Source organism: Flavobacterium sp. B114r (genome assembly GCF_056824125.1).
This window is the reverse complement of sequence record NZ_CP124858.1, coordinates 3,858,401-3,878,934: the sequence shown is the minus strand read 5'-3', so window position 1 is coordinate 3,878,934 and position 20,534 is coordinate 3,858,401. Positions and strand designations below refer to the sequence as shown.

At 34.7% G+C, this 20,534-nt stretch carries 19 protein-coding genes and 1 pseudogene; 9 read left to right on the top strand and 11 right to left on the bottom strand.

Annotated elements, in window-relative coordinates:
• Positions 1–18: 18 nt before the first annotated feature.
• Positions 19–1,290, bottom strand: a complete 1,272-nt coding sequence (gene icd, locus QLQ94_RS16410; RefSeq protein ID WP_482497840.1) for an NADP-dependent isocitrate dehydrogenase — start codon at positions 1,288–1,290, stop codon at positions 19–21.
• Positions 1,291–1,412: 122 nt separating this feature from the next.
• On the opposite strand from icd, the gene QLQ94_RS16405 reads away from it, so the two are divergent.
• Positions 1,413–2,108 carry a Crp/Fnr family transcriptional regulator gene (locus QLQ94_RS16405; RefSeq protein WP_482497838.1) on the top strand — a complete coding sequence of 232 codons (696 nt, stop codon included), beginning with the start codon at positions 1,413–1,415 and terminating at the stop codon, positions 2,106–2,108.
• Positions 2,109–2,151: 43 nt separating this feature from the next.
• On the opposite strand, the gene QLQ94_RS16400 is transcribed toward QLQ94_RS16405, so the two are convergent.
• Entirely contained in the window at positions 2,152–2,898 is a 747-nt protein-coding gene (locus QLQ94_RS16400; RefSeq protein ID WP_482497836.1) for a YoaK family protein, read from the bottom strand.
• A gap of 1,055 nt (positions 2,899–3,953) precedes the next feature.
• Between QLQ94_RS16400 and QLQ94_RS16395 the strand changes: the two genes are divergently transcribed.
• From QLQ94_RS16395 to QLQ94_RS16385, 3 genes are all read left to right on the top strand, one after another.
• Positions 3,954–4,835, top strand: coding sequence for a helix-turn-helix domain-containing protein (locus tag QLQ94_RS16395; RefSeq protein WP_271336588.1), 882 nt, complete (start codon positions 3,954–3,956; stop codon positions 4,833–4,835).
• Between the two features lie 106 nt (positions 4,836–4,941).
• Complete coding sequence (locus QLQ94_RS16390) at positions 4,942–6,072, top strand: aldo/keto reductase (RefSeq protein ID WP_271336587.1); 1,131 nt, start codon at positions 4,942–4,944, stop codon at positions 6,070–6,072.
• A 27-nt stretch (positions 6,073–6,099) separates the two neighbouring features.
• Positions 6,100–6,720 (top strand): NAD(P)H-dependent oxidoreductase, encoded by a 621-nt coding sequence (locus QLQ94_RS16385; protein WP_482497833.1) that lies wholly within the window; start codon positions 6,100–6,102, stop codon positions 6,718–6,720.
• 466 nt (positions 6,721–7,186) lie between these two features.
• Here the strand turns inward: QLQ94_RS16385 and QLQ94_RS16380 are convergent, their stop codons facing one another.
• Positions 7,187–7,612: a DUF2141 domain-containing protein gene (locus QLQ94_RS16380; protein WP_271336585.1), complete on the bottom strand. Its 426-nt coding sequence runs from the start codon at positions 7,610–7,612 to the stop codon at positions 7,187–7,189.
• A gap of 19 nt (positions 7,613–7,631) precedes the next feature.
• Positions 7,632–8,690: an NAD-dependent epimerase/dehydratase family protein gene (locus QLQ94_RS16375; RefSeq protein WP_271336584.1), complete on the bottom strand. Its 1,059-nt coding sequence runs from the start codon at positions 8,688–8,690 to the stop codon at positions 7,632–7,634.
• A gap of 216 nt (positions 8,691–8,906) precedes the next feature.
• Between QLQ94_RS16375 and QLQ94_RS16370 the strand changes: the two genes are divergently transcribed.
• Positions 8,907–9,455 (top strand): TetR/AcrR family transcriptional regulator, encoded by a 549-nt coding sequence (locus tag QLQ94_RS16370; protein WP_271336583.1) that lies wholly within the window; start codon positions 8,907–8,909, stop codon positions 9,453–9,455.
• 180 nt (positions 9,456–9,635) lie between these two features.
• On the opposite strand, the gene QLQ94_RS16365 is transcribed toward QLQ94_RS16370, so the two are convergent.
• Together QLQ94_RS16365 and QLQ94_RS16360 are read right to left on the bottom strand one after the other, a co-directional pair.
• The gene (locus tag QLQ94_RS16365) at positions 9,636–10,997 is read right to left on the bottom strand and encodes a sensor histidine kinase (protein WP_427402678.1); all 1,362 of its coding nucleotides are present in this window, start codon (positions 10,995–10,997) and stop codon (positions 9,636–9,638) included.
• On the bottom strand, positions 10,994–11,683 hold the full coding sequence (locus QLQ94_RS16360; protein WP_482497830.1) for a response regulator transcription factor: 690 nt from the start codon (positions 11,681–11,683) through the stop codon (positions 10,994–10,996). The genes QLQ94_RS16365 and QLQ94_RS16360 overlap by 4 nt, the downstream gene beginning before the upstream one ends.
• A gap of 263 nt (positions 11,684–11,946) precedes the next feature.
• Here QLQ94_RS16360 and QLQ94_RS16355 point away from each other — a divergent pair, with 263 nt between their 5' ends.
• Genes QLQ94_RS16355 through QLQ94_RS16345 form a run of 3 tightly spaced genes read left to right on the top strand, consistent with a single transcriptional unit; the run spans position 11,947 to position 14,219 of the window.
• Positions 11,947–13,275, top strand: a complete 1,329-nt coding sequence (locus QLQ94_RS16355) for a hypothetical protein (protein ID WP_271336581.1) — start codon at positions 11,947–11,949, stop codon at positions 13,273–13,275.
• A gap of 12 nt (positions 13,276–13,287) precedes the next feature.
• The gene (locus QLQ94_RS16350; RefSeq protein WP_271336580.1) at positions 13,288–13,719 is read left to right on the top strand and encodes a Dabb family protein; all 432 of its coding nucleotides are present in this window, start codon (positions 13,288–13,290) and stop codon (positions 13,717–13,719) included.
• Between the two features lie 26 nt (positions 13,720–13,745).
• Complete coding sequence (locus QLQ94_RS16345) at positions 13,746–14,219, top strand: cupin domain-containing protein (protein WP_271336579.1); 474 nt, start codon at positions 13,746–13,748, stop codon at positions 14,217–14,219.
• A gap of 352 nt (positions 14,220–14,571) precedes the next feature.
• Here QLQ94_RS16345 and QLQ94_RS16340 read toward each other — a convergent pair.
• The 5 genes and pseudogenes from QLQ94_RS16340 to QLQ94_RS16320 all read right to left on the bottom strand — a co-directional run.
• A pseudogene (locus QLQ94_RS16340) lies at positions 14,572–15,061 on the bottom strand (SDR family NAD(P)-dependent oxidoreductase); the annotation flags it as partial.
• A gap of 451 nt (positions 15,062–15,512) precedes the next feature.
• A complete protein-coding gene (locus QLQ94_RS16335) occupies positions 15,513–16,595 on the bottom strand; it encodes an alpha/beta hydrolase (protein WP_271336578.1) in 1,083 nt (360 codons plus the stop codon).
• A 7-nt stretch (positions 16,596–16,602) separates the two neighbouring features.
• Entirely contained in the window at positions 16,603–17,058 is a 456-nt protein-coding gene (locus tag QLQ94_RS16330; protein ID WP_482497828.1) for a cyclophilin-like fold protein, read from the bottom strand.
• An 11-nt stretch (positions 17,059–17,069) separates the two neighbouring features.
• Entirely contained in the window at positions 17,070–17,666 is a 597-nt protein-coding gene (locus QLQ94_RS16325) for a DapH/DapD/GlmU-related protein (protein ID WP_271336576.1), read from the bottom strand.
• A gap of 84 nt (positions 17,667–17,750) precedes the next feature.
• The gene (locus tag QLQ94_RS16320; protein ID WP_482497826.1) at positions 17,751–18,629 is read right to left on the bottom strand and encodes a helix-turn-helix domain-containing protein; all 879 of its coding nucleotides are present in this window, start codon (positions 18,627–18,629) and stop codon (positions 17,751–17,753) included.
• A gap of 303 nt (positions 18,630–18,932) precedes the next feature.
• Here QLQ94_RS16320 and QLQ94_RS16315 point away from each other — a divergent pair, with 303 nt between their 5' ends.
• Positions 18,933–20,381, top strand: coding sequence for a serine hydrolase domain-containing protein (locus QLQ94_RS16315; RefSeq protein WP_271336574.1), 1,449 nt, complete (start codon positions 18,933–18,935; stop codon positions 20,379–20,381).
• Positions 20,382–20,534: the final 153 nt, after the last annotated feature.

The following is a 20,534-nucleotide window of genomic DNA, read 5'->3' as shown; positions in this document are numbered from 1 at the left end:
AGCAGCTAATGAAACATACTACATATTATCGACAACTGCCTGGCCGAATTCAGAACATTTCACAAGGGTTGCCCCTTGCATCAAACGCTCAAAATCATACGTAACGATTTTATTGCCGATTGCGCCTTTTAGTCCCTTTACGATAAGATCGGCCGCATCCTGCCAGCCCATATACTCGAGCATCATGACCCCTGAAAGGATTTCAGAAGACGGATTTACCTTGTCAAGATCCTTATACTTAGGCGCCGTACCATGCGTGGCTTCAAAAATAGAAACCCCTGAGGCGTAATTGATATTGGCTCCGGGCGCTATCCCTATTCCTCCTACAATAGCGGCCAGGGCATCAGAGATGTAATCACCGTTAAGATTCAGTGTAGCAATCACATCATACTGCTCAGGCCTTAAGATGATCTGCTGTAAAAACGCATCTGCTATTACATCTTTTATAATTACTTTATGTCCGTATTTTTCCATAATAAGCCACGGACCTCCCTCATACTCTTTGGCTCCAAACTCGTCTTTAGCCAACTGATAGCCCCATTCTTTGAACTGTCCTTCGGTAAATTTCATAATGTTTCCTTTATGCACGATAGTCACAGAGTCCTTCCTGAAATCAATGGCATGCTTGAGAGCTGCTCTTATCAGGCGCTCACTTCCTTCTTTGGAAACTGGTTTAATACCAATGGATACTGTATTGGGAAACCGAATGTTTTTAACCCCCATATCATCAATAAGAAAGTTTTTTACCTTTTCCAGCTCCGAAGTTCCTGCCATCCATTCGATGCCGGCATAAATATCTTCGGTATTTTCCCTAAAGATAATCATATCAACTTTTTCGGGCGCTTTTACCGGAGAAGGTACCCCTTTGAACCATTTTACAGGTCGTACACAGGCATATAAATCCAGTTTTTGTCTCAGCGCAACATTCAGTGATCGCATACCGCCGCCAAGCGGAGTGGTCAAGGGCCCTTTAATGGCCACCAGAAATTCCTCAATATCTTTAATAGTCTGGTCCGGAAGCCAGTTTCCTGTTTTTTCAAAAGCTTTTTCACCGGCATATATTTCCTTCCACTGGATCTTTCTGCTGCTCCCGTAGGCTTTTTGAACTGCAGCATCGAAAACCAATCTTGAAGCTTTCCAAATATCCGCCCCTATGCCGTCTCCCTCAATAAAAGGAATTATAGGATGGGAAGGCACGACGAGTCTGCCGTTTTGAATACTTATTTTATTTTCGTTCATCATACTGTAAATTTTTGAAAAAAAGTTCCACGCAGACTTTCCTTGGTTCAACTTTATTTTCGTTATTTAACCTTCGCTATTGACTTACTTAATTAAACGTAAGAAGCACAGCTAATTTTTACAAATATATAACAAATGTTATGTATTTAATTAATAAATGTTATATTTGTTTTATGAAAGATTTCTTTTCCCAATTTGATTTCCAGAGTAACCTGCTCTTTGAAGACCTAACGGAGTCAGAAAATCAGGCTGTTCAAAACGTTATGGAACCTCTTGTTATAAAAAAGGGCAGTATGCTTTTTTATGAAGGGGGCATCCCTACTGGTATCTATCAGATAAAGCAAGGCAAAGCCAAAAAATTCAAACGGGGTTTTAGCGGTGAGGAACAAATATTTTACATTTATACCCAGGAAGATGTACTGGGTTATCATGCCCTGCTTGGACAGGAACGATATCAGGACTCGTGCGAGGCTCTCGAAGATTTAAAAGTAAATTTTATAGCTAAGGAAGATTTCCTTAGACTGCTTAATGAAATTCCTGCCTTGCAGCAAAAACTCATTAAAAACATCGGTCACGAATTTGGTGTTCTGGCCAACATCATTGCTGTACTGGCACAAAAGAACCAGAATGCACGTTTGGCGCTGTTTTTACTCCTTTTGGAAAACAGGTTCAATCGAAACTCCCCAATAGTAAAAGGCATAGACCTGACGCGTGATGATCTGGCGAACCTTATCGGAACATCACAAGAAAGCCTGGGCAGAAGCCTAAAACAATTCAAGGAACTAGGCTGTATCGAAATAGATAAAAGGAATATTTATATCAAAGACAAAAAGCAATTAGAGCAATTATTGCAAGTCAAAATAGACTGATTTTTTAATCAAGTAGCATTAAACCAGCTGCTGTAACCTAAAGCTATTTGCTTTTAAACTGCATTATACGTCTTCTGTACTTCCTTTGCAATAAAAAAGCACTAAACCTGATCCTGTCATATAAGAGTCCTAAAAGCAAAGCCATAACTCCTATTAATAAAACATGTAATCCCATATTAGAATAAAAAATTCCACCTGTTATTCCTCCTGTAAAAAAAAAGCTAATAATGGTCATTCGTAATTTTATCGAGACAAACAGCTTTTTTCTAAAGGAATCTTCATGATAAAAAAACAGTTGGGATAATTCGATTCCCAAATCTGTAAAAAGCCCTGTCAGGTGTGTTGTTCTTACAGTAGCATTAGATATTTTTGTGACCAGAGAATTCTGTAAACCCATTGCAAATAATAAGGTATAGGCTATAAAGTCAGGATTCTGTATAATTAAATGCTCTCCAAAGACAGCAATCCCGAACAAAATTATGCTTTCAATTGCTGTTGGAATTACATAAGTGTATTTTTCATTTTTTCGCAAGAGAAACTCAACGAGTAAACTTGAAAAAAAAGATCCCAGGAAAAAAAAGAAGATATAGAGAAAGTAAATAAATCCCTGCTTGAAATTAAGTTTAAAAATCTCATCTACAAAAAAAGCAAAGTGTCCTGTAACATTGGTTGTTAATTTTTGAACTGCCAAAAAACCCGCTACATTTACCAGTCCTGCAACAAATGATAATAAAGAGGCTATTTTAAGATTATGTCTTAGATTTCTTTTGTTTCCCTGATGTTTGAACATTGTATTTTAGTATTTTACGATCCTTAAAATTATAATTATTCGTGAACGATAAGATTCCACTTAAACTAAGTAAGATATAAACCATCAGCAAAAAAATGGTGTCACAGATAAACGATCGATTGATCTTAATTATTTGCTAAAAAAGTAATAGCATCTGGCAGATTTTCTTTATTGCTAAATGCTGCAATAAACTCTTGTAATTCGCCAGTGGTTTTAACTGGTATTTCAAAAAAACTGATATAGTATCATCCTGATCCAAAATACGTATAATTTTGAATATATTCTTAGAAATTAAACTTTAATTTAATTATAGTCGAGTTTGTTGCCTAGTATCCAGTTCTTTCGAACTTTCCGTTTTATATCATCCATGGCAGGTGTTTTTTATAGCCTTACTTGCATTGGCACTTTTATTATAATGCAATTCAAAATGCAAATACAATATGGAGTGGATTACTTTTTTACCACAAAAAATTAAGTTTTTATTTTTTTACTTTAAATAAAAACATCAGATTACATTTTGTGACAAAATCATATATAAAACTAAATACATTTTTGTCTCAATCCCCAACAGGACATCCAAACCAAACTTATGATGCCGTACAAAGACATCCCCTACCAGTAGTAAGCCAATCTCTTTAAATCTTCCATAAAATTTATAGAAATTTGTCCAGTCGAGGTCCCAAATTAAAATCCCATTTCTAACGAAATGGGATTTTTTTATGCCTTTTCTATTATTTAATAGCCCCTTATGCGCTTTCATAAAACAAACGCGCTTCATCCAATTAACTTAAAGATTTCTAAAATTATTTTGGAACTTACAAACATGTTTACAAAACATTTTTCGCAGGATTTGAAGAAAATTTAAAAAAAATAATTTTATTAAACATCTACCCACCTTTAGACCAGAAACCAATTATCGCAAAGATATTTCTTATATTAGCCTCATAAGAAACTAATTTTTTGCATAAAGACATAATAATTGTTTCATTACTGCAATTTTAATGTCTACAATCAATTGATCTGAAGTTTTCATCAGAATCAAAAACAAACTACAAATGAAACTTTTCAAAGACTTCAAATCGTACAATGATTACATAGGGTTGGACAAACCATTGGACAATGACATTGACGTTGGCTATTATGACCCGCCAAACATGCTTTTAAAATCAGAAGCGGTAATGGTTGATTTTTACAGAATTTCAATCAAAATAAATTTTAAGAGTAAAATTACACCCACAGAGAAACCAATTAATGCTGTATTTTTTAATAGTCCTGAGTTAGTTTTGACTACAGGCTGGGATGTTGAACCAACATATACTGGAATGTATTTACAGCTATCCAAAAAAATAATTGAGGAAAACCGTTTTTTATTTAAGACTTATTTAGACTACGGACAACACGAGGCATTATATTTAACAGAAGAAGAAATACAAGAGATTAGTCTGGTTTTTAAATTAATGATAAAATATTACGAAAGCGATAAAAAACATTTTTCGGTTCTACTTTCCTACGTTAATGTTTTGATTTCGTTAGTTGAAGCATTTTACAAAAGACAGTTTTTAACCGATCCTAAACAATACAATCACATCATATCTGATTTTCAACAAAGTTTAATTGATTATTACAATCAACCTGTCCCTCAAATTCCAAATGTTCAATATTTTGCTGATAAATTGGGACTAACCGCTAATTATTTGGGTGATATTGTAAAACATTTTACTCAAAAGTCTACACTTGAAACTATTCATGAATTTGTTATCAAAAAAGCGAAGGAGCTTTTGGAACAAAATCCTCAAATGAAAACCGCAGAAGTAGCTTATGAATTAGGTTTTGAATATCCCAATTATTTTTCAAAATTCTTCAAAAAGCAGGTCAATCTCACGCCAAAAGAATACCGACTGCAACTTGTCCAAATTAATACTAAAACGCCTTCGTAAGATGGTGTTTTTTTTTGTTATCCGTAATTTGTTTCCTTTTTATTAGTGATCGGTTTCCTTTGCTTCCTTACGCTAAATCTAAATTTGTATCATTAAAAAATACAATATGAAAAGCGAAGAAAATTCAAGAAGGAAATTTATTCAGCAAACAGCAGTTGTTGGTGCGGGTTTGCTAATTGCACCAAACTTATTGTCTGCAACAAATACTTCATCATATTCAAAACAAATCAACGATAAAAAAACAAACAATATGAAAACAAGAAAACTAGGAACTCTGGAAGTTTCAGAAATTGGTCTTGGATGCATGAATATGGTCGGAAATTACAACCCACCTGCAAATCATCAACAATCTATTAAAACCATACGTACGGCGTTTGAAAATGGAGTAAGGTTTTTCGACACAGCAGAAGTATATGGTCCTTATACAGATGAAAAACTTGTTGGCGAAGCACTTGAGCCTTTTCGTAATGAAGTCAAGATTGCCACAAAATTCGGGTTCGCAATTGATGGTACTGCAGGATTAGACAGCAGACCTGAACGAATCAAAAAAGTTGTTGAAGAATCACTTACACGTCTCCGAACCGATCATATTGATTTATATTACCAACATCGAGTTGATCCTAACGTGCCAATCGAAGAAGTTGCAGGCACTATTAAGGAGCTTATTCAACAGGGCAAAGTTTTGCATTTTGGACTCTCTGAAGCAAGTGCAAAAACAATTCAGCGTGCACATGCCGTTCAAAAAGTATCCGCTGTTCAGTCGGAATATTCATTATGGACACGTAATGTCGAATTAAATGGAGTGCTTAAAACCTGTGAAGATTTAGGTATCGGATTTGTCGCGTGGGCTCCTGTTGGTGCGGGTTTTTTGACTGGTAAATACGACACAACCACTAAATACGATAAAGAATCAGATTTCCGTTCGGGTTTTCCTCGTTTTTCAAAAGAATTTTTACCACTGAACATGCCAATGATAGAGTGGTTAAAAGAGTATGCTAAAAAAAAGAATGCAACTCCATCTCAGATTGCCCTGGCGTGGTTACTTGCTAAAAGTCCGAATATCGTTCCAATTCCTGGTACCCGTACTGAGGAACATTTATTGGAAAATCTTGGCGCGTCAAAAATTCATTTAACAAAAGAAGATATTCAAAGTATAGAAATCTGTTTTACAAAATTCCCAATATATGGCGATCGTATGGGCGAAGCACATATGAGTTCAATAGATTATACTATTTAATTACAAAATCAGGAAATTATAATAAAGATGAAAAAGGTATTATTAATCAATACACATTTAACGTATCCCAATTGGTCAGAAGGATTATTAAACGATGCTTTCAACCAAAAAGCTAAAGATTTTTTTGAATCAAAAGATTTTGAAATTATAGAAACGAAAGTAGAAGACGGCTACGACGCAGATGAAGAAGTAGAAAAACATCTCCAAGCTGATATTGTCATTCTTCAAACACCAGTCAATTGGTTTGGTGCACCGTGGATATATAAAAAATATGTAGATGAAGTTTTTAACAGCGGATTACACAGTCAAAAGTTTCTGTCAGGCGACGGAAGAACCAGAGAAGACTTAACCAAGCAATACGGGACAGGTGGAAAAATGCAGGGAAAAAAATTTATGATTTCTGCTACTTTCAATGCACCCGCTGAAAGTTTTGACAATCCTTTACAATCTTTAATGCAAGGGAAAGGAACCGAAGATTTATTTTTAAATATTACAAGCAATTATCGTTTTTGCGGTGTAGAAATTTTAAAAGGTTATAACTGTTTTGATATATTTAAAGATGGAGATATTGCTAAAGATTTAAAAAATTACCCTAAACATTTAGAAAAGATTATAGAAAACAAACACCTATTAATTCTTGAGGATTAGAATCAGAATCTCTGTAAATTCAGGGTTATATATCTTATAACAAAATCGAAATACTTATTGAATCAAAAAAACCTCCAAAATCAAATGACTTAGGAGGTTATTATTTTAACAAGTGCATCAATGTTTAAAAATATTTTACATCAATCCCCAACAGGACATCTAAACCAAATTTACAAAGACAATGAAAGACAGGTACTACATATAGTAAGCCAATTTCTTCAAATCATCCATAAAATTTATAGAAATTTGTCCCGTCGAGGTCACAAAAACCAGAAGGCGCCAATTGAAGACAATTGGCGCCTTTTTTTTACACTTAATCACGTAACTAAAAACTTACGTTTATGCGACGGGGCTCACCCTTTGCAATTCCTAAAAGAAAATTTAAAGCCCGCCTGTATAGATATTAATGTAGTCATGAGCAGCAGAGTATAACAATATGTAATTCCCATAACTAAGCAACGATCTTCTATTTTACAATCAATGCAATACTGGTTTTAGCATACTGGTTAATTGCAATTTTTACTTCATCAAAATTAGGTGCTGAGAGTTTTGGTTTATAATTTTTAGAAAATCCAAATCCTTCTATCGGATAACCAATCATATTTCTATCACATTTTCCGTTATTATTCAAGTCTTGATAAACAGCAATAGCATAATCGCCATCCGGTAGGTTTTTGAACGTGTAGACCACTTTATTTTCTGTAGCTTTTACTTTTGCGGTGGCAATCTGTGACTCATTATCAAGAAAGCCTTTCTCTTTATCATACAATCCAAAAAAAACAGATCCTTTGCCGGGTTCTATGCCTGACACTTCAACGCTGAAATTATGTTGTGCAAACAGTGCTGAATTAACTATTAAAAGTACTATCAAGCTTATCATTTTAATTTTCATAAGTAATATTATTTAGGATTTACAATAGAACCTTTTCTAACTTCTCTTTCTCTAATTGGTTAAAAAAGTGATTCATTTTTTTAACGCTCCCTTTTTTAAACGCCTGATAGGGTTCTGATTGTGAGAGCAGCCATTTTTTTATAATACTTTTAAATATAAAGGTGATCTTTTTTTGGAGAGGATGAATTTTCTGGCGTACCATCTCGAAATAATCATTCAAATTTTGCTGTCGAAAACCTAGAATATTATCTAAATCTTCACCATCTTTTAAAATCCCGCAGTGAAAATTTTTCTCTGCAAACGCCTTTTCAGGAAAATCAGCTTCGCCTAAGCCAAATTCAGCAAACATTTTGTCCAGAAAAGATCTATAAGTAATAACACAATCCTCTCCCCCTCCTAAGTTGAATATTTGCTTCTCTAGTTTTTTTTGGTTTTCAATTGCTTTAGCAAAAGCTCTTCCCGTATCTTTTGGCGTGCAGATTTCCATTGGTGTATCTAGCGGCATATGAAACATCAATTTCGATATCTTATGGTTCCCCATAATTGCAGCCAGACGAAAAATACTCCATGATAGTTTGGATTTCACAATCAACGACTCACACAACACCTTTGTTTCTCCATACTGATCACCGGGACTGGGCTGCAAAATATCAGTGCTACTTATCTGGGGATTCTTCATCCGGTCACCATAAACTGAAATACTGGAACTAAAAATCAGATAACAATCCGGTGAATTCTTCTCTAAGGCGTAAATAAGATTTTCGGTCCCTTTCACATTGACACTGTAAGCCATCTCTGGATCTATATCTGCAAGAGGTGGAATGACTGCTGCCAAATGGATCGCTACATCCTTATTTTTTGCAACTTTTAGCACTTCATCTCTATTGCTGATGTCGCCATACATAATCTCTACCCGAGATCGAAAGGGAGCCAGTTTTTTTACCGAATTTTGGGTTTTTACATCAAAAACCGTTATTTCATAATCCGTATGCTGAACCAGATGCTGCAAGGTTTCAAATCCTACAGTTCCAGATGCACCGGTCAGCAGTATTTTTTTTCGTGATATCTTATTTTCCATTTTTTTTAAATTTAACATTGTCCTTTTCAATCCGCTTAAATTTTGATGAAAAAGCTATATTTGTTATACAATATGTTCAATATTTAACGTTGTGTTCTTTTTAATTACTACGTAAAACTATTAAAGAAGAATGTATTTGTTGTTTCAAAAAAGGATGCAACTGTACATTAGCGAACAAAGACTAATGCTTTTGTAGCGTATATAAAATAATTTGTGATGGATTTAAGAAAAGACAGAAGGGTTCAGTATACTAAAAAAATATTGCGCGAGGCATTATTTAGTTTGCTGCACGAGAGGGAATTGAGCGAAATTACCATAACCGAACTGTGTAAAACAGCCGATGTCAACCGCAATACATTTTATAGGCATTATAATATTCCGCTGGATATACTGCTTGAAATAGAAGATGATGTTTTTGAAAAACTCTCAGCGGTTTTGCGTACAAGCACCAATATGGATGATGTGATACTGCTCAGCTGCCAGTTACTGGAAAGCGATAAGCAGATGAGTAAAATTGTGTTTACCAAAGCGGATGGAAGCGGAATTCTGTCGCGGATCCTGAGAAGTGTTCGCAATAATTTTCCAGTTGAAAATCAAATAGAACTTACTGCCGAAGTAAAGCCTTTTACTGAAATGGCATACCAATTTGGCGAAAAAGGAAGTATTGCTGTCATCAAAAATTGGATCGAAAATGATTTCTCTATTCCTGCTGAAAGTATTGCACAAACGATAAGTTATCTGGTAAATAAACTCAATAAATTATAGCAATTTTTATAAGTCACCAATTCCTAGTCGAATCTCTCAAAGCAAAGTAAACAATTATCATGGATTTTAAAAACGAATTGGTTAATCTTTCTTTAATGAGATACATTACAGTAGTGCTCAAAGTAAATTAATTCAAAAGTAGAAACATGATAACTATAAATGTCACTCTTGTTATCATAACTATATAGGAAGCGTAACTGTAAATTTTGTTCCTTTTCCAACAGTTGAACTCACATCGATTGAACCGTTATGTAGGTTAATAATTTGTTTAACAATAGAGAGCCCCACGCCATAACCGTTTTCATAACTTTTGTTTTTTCCCCTGTAAAACAAATCATAGATCTGTTCTAAATCTCCCTCAGGAATACCAATTCCGTTATCAGAAAAAGTCAGGACAATTTCATCTGCAGCACCGCTAATGTCTACGTGGCAGGAATGATCTGCAGAATATTTACATCCATTTTCCATTATATTCGAAAAGGCTGATTGCAACAAGTATGGATTACCGAAATAGTTGTAAAAATTCTCATCAGTATAGTCTAAGGTGCTATAACTTATGCTTATTTTGTATTTGACATCTTTCTTATTTAAAAGATTAAGCTTGGCATCAACCAGGATTTCATCTATTCTGATATCCGACATTTTTATTTGAGACCTGTCATAGTTAGCACGTGCAAAATCAAGAAGGGCAGTTGAAAGCTGAGAAACATGATTTGCTTCTTCTAAAGCATTATCTAATGATATTTTGTAGTCCTCAACAGTTTGATTGAGTTCTTTTCCAAGTTCAATTTCTGCTATCAAAATAGACAGAGGTGTACGGAATTCGTGCGATATTGTGGTTACAAAATTTCGATGGTTATTAAAGGATTTCTCTAACCGGTTAAAAGTCGCATTAAAAGTCTGAGTGAGCTCATAAAGTTCATCTTTTGCTTTTGGTACTACGATGCGTTTATTCAGATTATGCTCTGATATATCTCTAATTTGGAAAATAATATCTTTTAAAGGTTTTAAGGTATAGTAAGAAAACCCAAAACCAATTATAAAGATCAGGATTATAGAGGTAAAATAGACATAAAGCAGGTTCTCTTTGAAAGCATTGATATGATTGAGACCAGAAATATCTACCGCCCTGCCTATTACATAAAATTCCCTATTATTATCTATATATAAAACACCTCGATATTGGTATTTATCATCCGACCAGTTTAAAGACTGCTTCTTTTTTATAGATTCTAATATCTTTTGATTACCAAGCGGCGGCATATTATCTGAAAAATAAAGATGAAAGTAGCTGTCGTACACGCTTATATCTGCCTCATTAAGCACTTTCTTGTTTTTAATGTGCAAAAACTTTATCAGGTTTTTATTGATTTGGGCGTCAAATATAAACTCTGCGCGCCAGATGATTTTATAATCAAGCCGGTCAAAAAATTCATCTTTTCTGTTTTTTTCAGATACAAAATACACGCTGTAGGCAAAAACAAAAAGTATAAAAGCCGTTAGAATAGCATAAGCAAGAGCGGTACGGGTTACTAATTTCATATTTTATTGCTTAAAATAAATCCCATCCCTACTTTGGTATGAATTAGTTTTTGATCAAAACCTTTGTCGATTTTTTTTCTGAGATAGGCTATATAAACGTCGATGTAGTTGGTTCCGGTATCAAAATTATTGCCCCAGACATTATCTGCTATTTCATCACGCGTGAGAAGTCTTTCCGGATTTTGCATCATAAAATGCAGGAGATTGAACTCTTTTGGAGTAAGATTGATAGTCTGTCCTTCTCTACAGATAACCTTGGTCCGTTTATCCATAACAAGATCATTATAAATTAGTTGTGATGCTTCTTCTAAAGTATTTCCTGAATCGTGCTTGCGATGCAGTAAAGCCTTAACTCTTGCATAAAGTTCACGTATTTCAAAAGGCTTAACGAGATAATCATCCGCGCCCGCATCAAATCCTTCAATCTTTTCGTCAATGGTTCCGAGTGCCGTAAGCATGATTATTGGGACTTTTTTTCCTGAATTACGTATTTTTTTACAAAACGTTATCCCATCCATTATTCCCAGCATAATATCTGTGATAATCAATTCAAAATCAATCTTTTCTAAAAGTACAAGACCTTCCTCTGCTTCTTCTGCAATATATACCTGATAACCCTGACTTTCGAGCCCTCGTTTAAGAAGGGCAGAAACCCGACTGTTATCTTCAACTATCAATATCTTCATCTGTATTCGTTGATTTTAAAATCGAGATCAAATTTACGACAATATTTTCTTTTTCTAAAAGACTACTAACTGCAAGCCCTGTAAACCACAAACTTAAACGCTTGAATTTAAACAACTTAATATCAAATCAACTAATTTTCTAATAACATTCTATAGCCTTTCTAATACTTTTCTAATAACCCAAAGACTATGCTGAATCTACCTTTGTCATGTCAAAAACAAGTAGTGATCACTACCAAACAAAATGTAAATTTTAACGATACATGAAAACAAGTTATTTAAAAATTGGGATCTGTTTCTCTCTGCTTGCAGGGGCAATCAATACGGTAAGTGCCCAAAAAAAGAACGATTTTGGAAACCCTACACTTACACATTATCTAAACGACGAAAAAACACGATCGATCTCCTTTAGCGGTTACGCAGAGATATGGGCGCGTTACGCAGAGCTTAACCCCGGAAGTTTGGTAAATGGTGAACAGGTCAATAGTATTTCAGATTTATCACTAAGAAGGGTAAGGGTAAAAATGGCTTACCAGCCTACTGAGAATTTTACCTTTGTATTGCAGGGTGGTTTAACTAACGTAAATGTTGCCTCTAAAACAACACCTGCATTTGAGCTTCTGGATGCTTATGCAGAATACAAATTCAGCGATATAATTGCTGCCGGTGCAGGTAGGTCTACCTGGAGAGGATTATCAAGATTTACTACCGGCCCTTTGAATACTTTATTATACGATCTACCGTCTTATGCTACGGGAAATGCCGGAATATCTGATGAAACAGTTCGGGAATTAAGTATTTATGCAAAAGGACAAATAGGCAAATTAGATTACCGTTTGGTAATCGCAGATCCGTATACTAATGTAAGTACAGATCCGCAATACAATGTTGCCGCATTTAGTAAAACGAGTCCTAATAAAGATTATTCAGGGTATTTTAAATATGAATTCTTTGAATCAGAAAACAATTCTTCACCATTTCACTCCGGAACCTACAGCGGTAAAAAGAAAGTACTTGCACTGGGTACAGGATTTGAATACATGCACAATGCACTATGGCATTTAGACCAAACGAAAAGCACCATCAATGATGACGAAAAAAGTTTTGCCGTTGACCTTTTCTACGATACGCCTATCAACAAAGACCGAGGTACCTCTTTTAGTGCTTACGCCATGGCTATGAATAATAATTATGGTCCAAATTATGTACGTTACTCGGGTGTAAGTAATCCTGCAAGCGGCGTAAATACAGCTGCAAGCAGTCTTAATGGTGCAGGAAATAATTCGCCTGTGATAGGAACCGGTAATACGTATTACGTACAAATTGGCGGTACACTCCCCTACTTCAACAAAGACAAAAACAATCTGCAGCTGCAGCCGGCTGCAAGTGTGATGCTTTCAGATCTTGACGGTCTTCACGACAAAGCATTGACTTATGATGCTGGTGTATCATTATTAATGAATGGCATGTCATCACGACTTACGGTTGATGCTCAGAACCGTCCCATTTATACTTTGAACAATGCCGGTCTAGCCGATGTATCAGACCGAAAATGGCAGTTTGTTTTGAAATACAGAATCGATTTTAATTAAAAGCTAAATAGTATGCAACGAAGAAATTTTATTATCACATCAGCGAGTGCCGGAGCACTTTCGCTTATAGGAGGAAAAGTATTGGCAAATAACACAAATGAAACAGAGCCTCAGCCTAAGACAATTTATTTTCATTACCTCCTATTTTGGCTTAAGCCAGAACTTACAGAGGCGCAGGTAAAAGAGTTTCAAAACTTTTTTGAAGGGCTTAAAAAACTGCCTTATGTAAAAAACGTACGTTATGGCGGACCTGCAAACTCGACTCCCAGACCTGTCATGGACAATTCATTTACCTACAATGCCTCAATGGAATTTGACTCTCTTGAAGACTTAGAAACGTATGGTAAGCTTGACGGACATCTTGCTCTGGTGGCAAAATACAAACCATTCTTTAATAAAATGATGGTTCACGATTCTGTATACAATCAATCAATAACAAAATAATTATTACTTTTAAATTTAATATCAAAATGAAAAACTTATTAAAAGGATTTATCCTAACTGTAGCCTTTATGTCAGCAAACAGCAATTATGCACAAGATCACAAAAAAGTTCAGGTAAAAGCTCTTGAAGAAGCGTCGGAAATTCCTGCTTACCGCCTTATCAATAATCCTGATGGCACCTGTTCCTTCGAAAAAGGTTCTATACCATCATTAAAGCATATGAATACTGCTTCATTCTGGTACAGTAATAAAACCGAAGCGTGGGAAAAAAATGCACATCCAGCACCAAGAAAACAATATGTAATAACTGTAAAAGGTAAAATTAAATTTAAGGTATCAGATGGAAGTACTTTTATAATAGAACCTGGTGTAGTGCTGCTCGCGGAAGACATTAAAGGAAAAGGCCATAGCTGGGATATGGTCGATAGTGATGTTTGGGAACGATTATATATTCCTATTACAGATAATTCAGATGATCTTTTTCAGGCTGAAAAAAAATAAGTATCAAAGTTTTTTATGATCTTCAATGCACTCACTGAGTTAAACCGAGCGTCTGTTAAAGCATAAAATAGTTTAATTAAATGCAAAAAGTAGGTGTTTGTCCTTCAAACACCTACTTTTTGCATTTCTGAGTGTTTGAATAAAAAATTTAAATGCTGTCCATTTCAAATGAATTCTAATTTATTAAAATGGCACCAAAAAATCTGAAAAAAGATCGAGTAAGAAATCAAATTTCAAAAATACTGACTTACAGGTAAAACCTATAAAAATTAAAAAAGTCATTCTAAAATTTATTTATATTTAAAAGAGCTGTCGGCAAACAGCTCTTTTTAGTCTTAGCTAAATTGCTTACTAATTCAAAGGACATTTCCTCATACCATCCTTCAACAGCAAATTTGGATGCATGATAAATAGAATGCAATGGAAATGCCAAAAAACCACCCATTGAAGTTGTGCTGATAAACAAGCCGCTTTTCTTTTCTCTAAAATTAGGAATAAATGCCTTAGTAACCCGGATTACACCCAGAAGATTTGTATTGAGCTGTTTTAAGATCTGCTCATCGGTAAAAGCTTCCAGTGCGCCCATTAATCCGTACCCCGCATTATTAAACACAACATCGACATTATATACAGCGTTAATTTTATTTATTGTGGTTTGAATTTGTTCAGGATTGGTAACATCAAGGGCAACCAGTTGTAATATTTTGCAATTGATTGAGTCCTGTTTCTTTTTCCGGATTACGCATAGTAGCGATTACATTCCATCCTTTTGACTGAAATAATTTAGCAGCAGCTTTTCCTAAACCTGAAGAAGCTCCTGTAATGAAAATTGTTTTTTGCATTTTTATAGTATTTTAAATTACACTGCAAATTTCCATAAACTAAGCCATACGATCTGTTTCCAAATTGGGGTAAGATGTTTCCAAACTGGTCGTTAGTAAAAATTAAACCAGCTTACAAAAAATTAATATTATTTATCTTCAATCGTCTTTGTAATAATTATACGAGCTTCAAAAATTATTTTATCTTCATTTCGTAAAACTTCGAATAGATAATTATAGTTTTTTGTCACCACAGACAAAAGATGCCAATTGAAGACAATTGTTGCCTTTTTTTCACCCAAATAATAAAGTTAGTTTGAATCAAGACGAGAACTAAAGGAAGCAGAAATCTGTCCCGTAATTTTTTTTTTTTGAATGCAAAAAAACCTCCAAAATCAAAAATGGCTTTTAGAGGTTATCAATTTGCTTTATCCACCCTGTTTGAGTTTGTGTCAAATCGCCATCGGATATATTACTTCAAATTATCATTAAAGAAACTTTTTAACTTATCGAAAGGGATTACATTTACTTTGTCATATAAATCAATGTGAACTGCATTTGGGATAATTATTAATTCTTTTGGTTCATTTGCTACTTTAAAAATATCTTCGCTAAAATATCTTGAGTGCGCACTTTCTCCTGCGATTAAAAGTATTGGTCTTGGCGAAATTTCTTTTACATAAGCCAATATTGGCATATTCATAAAAGATATCGCATTGGTTAAGAGCCAAGCTCCATTTGAATTTACAGAATTAACTTGAAAACCACGCGGAGTTCTGTAATAATCAAAATATTCTTTTACGAATTGTGGTTCGTCGCCTTTCAATTTTTCCGGTAAATTTCTTGGACCATCTGCCGGTTTTCCTTTCGCAGCATCTTTCCAACGCTGCTCACCCAAAGCTTCCAGTGTTTGGGTTCTTTGTTCTAATGTTACTGAATCATTGTATCCTTTTGATATCACTCTGGTCATATCATACAAACTTGTCGCAGCAACGGCTTTTACTCGTTTATCAATAGCTGTTGCGTTTAAAGCAAAACCTCCAAAACCACAAATCCCTATGATTCCAATTTTATTTCTATCCACCATTTTTTGTAATCCTAAAAAATCAATCGCAGCACTGAAATCTTCTGTATTGATTTCCGGAGATGCTAAATTTCGTGGTTCCCCTTCACTTTCACCTGTATAGGATGGGTCAAAAGCCAAAGCTATAAAACCACGTTCTGCCATTTGGTTAGCATATAGTCCAGATGATTGTTGTTTCACAGCTCCAAACGGTCCGCTGATTGCTAATGCAGACAATTTTTCGTTTCCTGCATTTTTCGGAAGGTACAAATCGCCGCTTAATGTAATTCCGTAACGGTTTTTGAAGTTCACTTTTTGACGTGTTACTTTGTCACTAAGCCGGAATGTATAATGTTCTTTTGATGTATCCATTTTTTCTGAATTTGATTTTTCTTTTTGTGCCAATAATTGCCCTGATATCAGGAATAATATTGCGATGGCGAATGTTTTTTTTATTTTATTCTGAATTGTTTTCAATTTTATATTTTTCATAATGATTTTAATTATTTTCAAATTTCACAACTACATTTCCGGCACCCAATGTAGAAGCTAGTCCTGCAGGATTGTCTATAGATCCGAGTTTTGTATAACTATAGGAAGTGTTGAAACTTTTATAAAAAAGCACCAGCACATTGTTTCCGTAAAGCATTAGATCACCCACTTTTATATCTCCTCCAACTGAAGAATTTATTGGAAGCCGACCAGGTAAATCGCAATAGATTTCATTACCATTCAGTTCAGTCATATCTACGGTAATTGGAAGCATTACTTTCAATGCAGCTGCACTTGGTTTTTTGTACAATGTTGCTGTAAAAACTGCTGTACCAATTGTAATTTTCATTTTACTATTATTATTGTGTCTTGGTGTTCTTTCATTGTTACTTTTGCAGCTCGCATTACAAAAAGAAAAAGCAAAAAGAATAGCGATAACTGTCAATAAAAATTTCAGTTTCATAATTATATCTTTTAAAGTTGAATATTTTTAATGAATCTTGCAGGAATCCCACCAACGACAGTATTATCCGGAACATCTTTAGATACGACTGCTCCTGCTGCAACAACTGCATTTTCTCCAATTGTTACGCCGGATAAAATCGTAGCATTGGCACCAATCCATGCATTTTTTTTAATGAGAATTGGTTTACCTGTTAGTCCTTTTCTTTCCTCAGGATCTAATGGATGATTTTCGGTAATAAGACTGACTTTCGGACCAATTAAAACATCGTCTTCAATAATAATTCCACCCAATGCTAAAAAGGTACAGTCAAAATTGATAAATACATTTTTACCAATTGTAATATGTTTTCCGTAATTGATATAAAGAGGTGTAAATACGGAAACATCCTGAACTTCTTTATCTATAATTCTGCTTAGTATCTGCGTGATTTCTTCAGGATTTACAGCATTATTCATCTGATTAAGCAGCGCTTTCAAAGCAAATGCTTCATCTCTCAATCTGCCTATTTGCGAATCGTCGGGAAATATGGTTTCACCAGCTAAAAGTCTCTCAAAAATATCTTTTTGAAATGGTGCGGCATTGGAAATTGGGTTTGTATCTGACATAATATTTGAATTAAATAATCAATACAAAGGTAAGACCGCCTTTAAGCAAGGCGGTAATGATTATCAAACCAAAGATTAAGAAATTCAAACTTCTGACAAACGAAATGTAGAGGGATTAGTGCCGGTATTTTTTTTGAAGTAATTATTGAAGTAAGTTGGATAATCAAACCCAAGTGCGTAACCGATTTCCGAAACACTCCAATCAGTATGGAGCAAGAGCGCTTTGGCTTCTGTAATAATCCGCTCGGCAATGTGAGTCGTTGTCGGTTTTCCTGTAACTTCTTTTACAGCCCTGTTCAGGTAATTGACATGCACATTCAAATGTTGTGCATAATGTTGTGCTGTTCTTAATTGAAGTGGATCCGAAGTGGTTTCAATTGGAAATTGTCTTTCTAATAATTCCAAAAACACAGATGACAATCTGGAAGATGCATTCTTATTTTGTTCGAAATTTTCAGAAGGTTCCATCTTTAGAGATTCGTGTATAATGAGGCTGATGTAATTGCGAATCAATTCATCTTTAAATTGATAATCACTTTCTTGTTCCGTAATCATTTTATGAAAAATAGTATTAAGAAAGCCTCTTTGCTCTTCTGTTATTTTCAAAACAGGTGTTCCTCCAATTTTAAAAAAAGACGATTGCTGCAGACTTTCAGAACGCTCGGAGTTTTTAAAAAACTCTTCCGAGAATAAAATAGTGTAACCAATATAAGTCGTGGAGATTGTTTCCCAGGAATATGGAATGTGTGGATTCCCAAAGAAGAGAATCGTACCCTCCTGCTCATAGGTCTTATCCGAATAATGAATCTTACTTTTCCCTGTAGTTAAGCAGATCTTAAAGAATTCTTTTCTGCTGTAAGTTCTGGTTTCAGCACCATCATCTTCTATCTGGAATGCTTTAAACCCCTGCAGTTTCAGTTCATTATTAAACTTGGAAACTTCTCTTATTATCTTCTGTTTCATTATGTAAAGTTAAGAAATTCAAACTTGTTTAAGATCTTATAATCTAACTCTCAAATCAGCGTCTAATTTTGACGCGGATAAAAACGGGTTTGAGTTACAATAATTTTACTTTTAAAAACTTAACTTAATGATATTGCCTAACAGGGTATCCAAACCAAATTGTAAAACTCCAAAATCAAATAACTTCGGAGTTTTATTTTTTTTTGACCTTAGAACCTACTTATAAATCATTTTGATGTAACAAAAACAGTATTTAACTGTCTTATTAATAACTTCAATCATCATTAACGGAAAAATATAATTATGAAAACTCGATTTTTAGCATCATTAATATTGTGTGTTTTATTTTGGACTGCAAAAGCCCAGAATAATGTGTCCGGAAAAGAAACAGATCTTAAGCATTTTAAAAATATAGAAAACAATCTGATTCCAATTTATTCCATTAAAGGACAGACTAAAAAAATGTCAATCTCTGATTTTTTAAAGCGCGACAACATCCCCGGGTTAAGAATTATTTTTATTGATAAGGGCAAAATGGCGTGGTCTGCAGATTATGGATATGCCGATATTGAAAAAAAAATAAAGGTAAATGTCAACACGGTATTTGCGGGAGCCTCTCTGGCCAAACCTGTTGCAGCAGTTGCTGCTTTAAATCTTGTGGAAAAAGGTAAACTGGATTTAGATAAAAATATAAATGAAAAACTGGTCGAATGGAAGATGCCCGAAAACGAGTTTACAAAAACACAAAAAGTAACCTTAAGAAGATTACTGTCACACACTTCTGGTCTGGACCGACAACTTTGGTCAGAATATATGGAAAAGGACTCTATTCCAACCTTTGAACAGATGCTGAATGGTAAAAACCCCTCTGTTGATCCGGGACTTCGTTTTTTTAATGAGCCAGGAAAGACCCGTAAATATTCTAACACCGGTTACTTAATTGTTGGAGAACTGATTGCAGATGCAAGTGGCCAATCCTTTGCCAATGCTGTAGATCAGCTTGTGTTTAACGCGTGCGGGATGAAAAACAGTACTTTTCAGCAGTCACTTCCTGAGCAGTTAAGAAACAGGGTAGCAACTGGATATTCCGGAAATCTACGTCCGTTCCCGCGTAAAATATATCCGTTTGGAGCGGCAGGCGCAATCTGGACAACACCCGATGATCTGGGAAAATTCGTTATTTCTTTAATAAAAGACTATAAAACAGAGTCGCACATCCTATTATCTGAGGAAATGAGCAAAAACGTTTTTAACAAAGGAGAAGATAAAGATAAACTTGCATTTTCACTTTGGACCTATAAAAATGATATCGTATTCAGGCATAATGGACACAGTCATGGCTTTACTTCCTTTATATTTGGATCAGTTGATAATGATCAGGCTGTTATCGTGATGAGCAATGGTGAAAATACTCAGGATCTATTTGATTGTATCCAGCGTGCAGTAGCCGAGGAATATAAATGGGATTATTTCCGTCCCGAATTCTATGATGCAGTCTCAATTGATATTAAGTCATTAAAGCAATTTACAGGTCAGTTTGACTGGGAAGGAAATTTTTTGATAATTACAAAAGAGGATGATAAGCTTTTTGTACTGATCAACTCAGACAGATACCAGCTAATCCCCATTGCCGAAAATCAATTTTTAATTCCTGAAAAGTCTTTGAAACTCATCTTTCCTAAAGGAGAAGGTAAATCGATTGAAATTTGGAAAGCAAACGGTGACAGTTCTCAGGCAAATAAAATAAATTAAAGCATTGTAAAAACACCACGACAAAAATTGTCTTATGCTTTTTTATAATCAAAAATGTTTACGTTTGTTAAGAAATTTTATCTTTACAAAACATAATAGGCTCCGTACTTACTGGCCTCGCTAAGATACTGAATGGTATTCGCGATTAATGAA

Bases quoted from the DNA above. Each gene is read 5' to 3' on its own strand.
- QLQ94_RS16315 (WP_271336574.1), top strand. From the start codon at position 18,933: ATGAAAACTCGATTTTTAGCATCATTAATATTGTGTGTTTTATTTTGG.
- QLQ94_RS16385 (WP_482497833.1), top strand. From the start codon at position 6,100: ATGAAAAAGGTATTATTAATCAATACACATTTAACGTATCCCAATTGG.
- QLQ94_RS16390 (WP_271336587.1), top strand. From the start codon at position 4,942: ATGAAAAGCGAAGAAAATTCAAGAAGGAAATTTATTCAGCAAACAGCA.
- QLQ94_RS16335 (WP_271336578.1), bottom strand. From the start codon at position 16,595: ATGAAAAATATAAAATTGAAAACAATTCAGAATAAAATAAAAAAAACA.
- QLQ94_RS16320 (WP_482497826.1), bottom strand. From the start codon at position 18,629: ATGAAACAGAAGATAATAAGAGAAGTTTCCAAGTTTAATAATGAACTG.
- QLQ94_RS16380 (WP_271336585.1), bottom strand. From the start codon at position 7,612: ATGAAAATTAAAATGATAAGCTTGATAGTACTTTTAATAGTTAATTCA.
- QLQ94_RS16360 (WP_482497830.1), bottom strand. From the start codon at position 11,683: ATGAAGATATTGATAGTTGAAGATAACAGTCGGGTTTCTGCCCTTCTT.
- QLQ94_RS16355 (WP_271336581.1), top strand. From the start codon at position 11,947: ATGAAAACAAGTTATTTAAAAATTGGGATCTGTTTCTCTCTGCTTGCA.
- QLQ94_RS16350 (WP_271336580.1), top strand. From the start codon at position 13,288: ATGCAACGAAGAAATTTTATTATCACATCAGCGAGTGCCGGAGCACTT.
- QLQ94_RS16325 (WP_271336576.1), bottom strand. From the start codon at position 17,666: ATGTCAGATACAAACCCAATTTCCAATGCCGCACCATTTCAAAAAGAT.
- QLQ94_RS16365 (WP_427402678.1), bottom strand. From the start codon at position 10,997: ATGAAATTAGTAACCCGTACCGCTCTTGCTTATGCTATTCTAACGGCT.
- QLQ94_RS16370 (WP_271336583.1), top strand. From the start codon at position 8,907: ATGGATTTAAGAAAAGACAGAAGGGTTCAGTATACTAAAAAAATATTG.
- QLQ94_RS16395 (WP_271336588.1), top strand. From the start codon at position 3,954: ATGAAACTTTTCAAAGACTTCAAATCGTACAATGATTACATAGGGTTG.
- QLQ94_RS16400 (WP_482497836.1), bottom strand. From the start codon at position 2,898: ATGTTCAAACATCAGGGAAACAAAAGAAATCTAAGACATAATCTTAAA.
- QLQ94_RS16330 (WP_482497828.1), bottom strand. From the start codon at position 17,058: ATGAAACTGAAATTTTTATTGACAGTTATCGCTATTCTTTTTGCTTTT.
- QLQ94_RS16375 (WP_271336584.1), bottom strand. From the start codon at position 8,690: ATGGAAAATAAGATATCACGAAAAAAAATACTGCTGACCGGTGCATCT.
- QLQ94_RS16345 (WP_271336579.1), top strand. From the start codon at position 13,746: ATGAAAAACTTATTAAAAGGATTTATCCTAACTGTAGCCTTTATGTCA.
- QLQ94_RS16405 (WP_482497838.1), top strand. From the start codon at position 1,413: ATGAAAGATTTCTTTTCCCAATTTGATTTCCAGAGTAACCTGCTCTTT.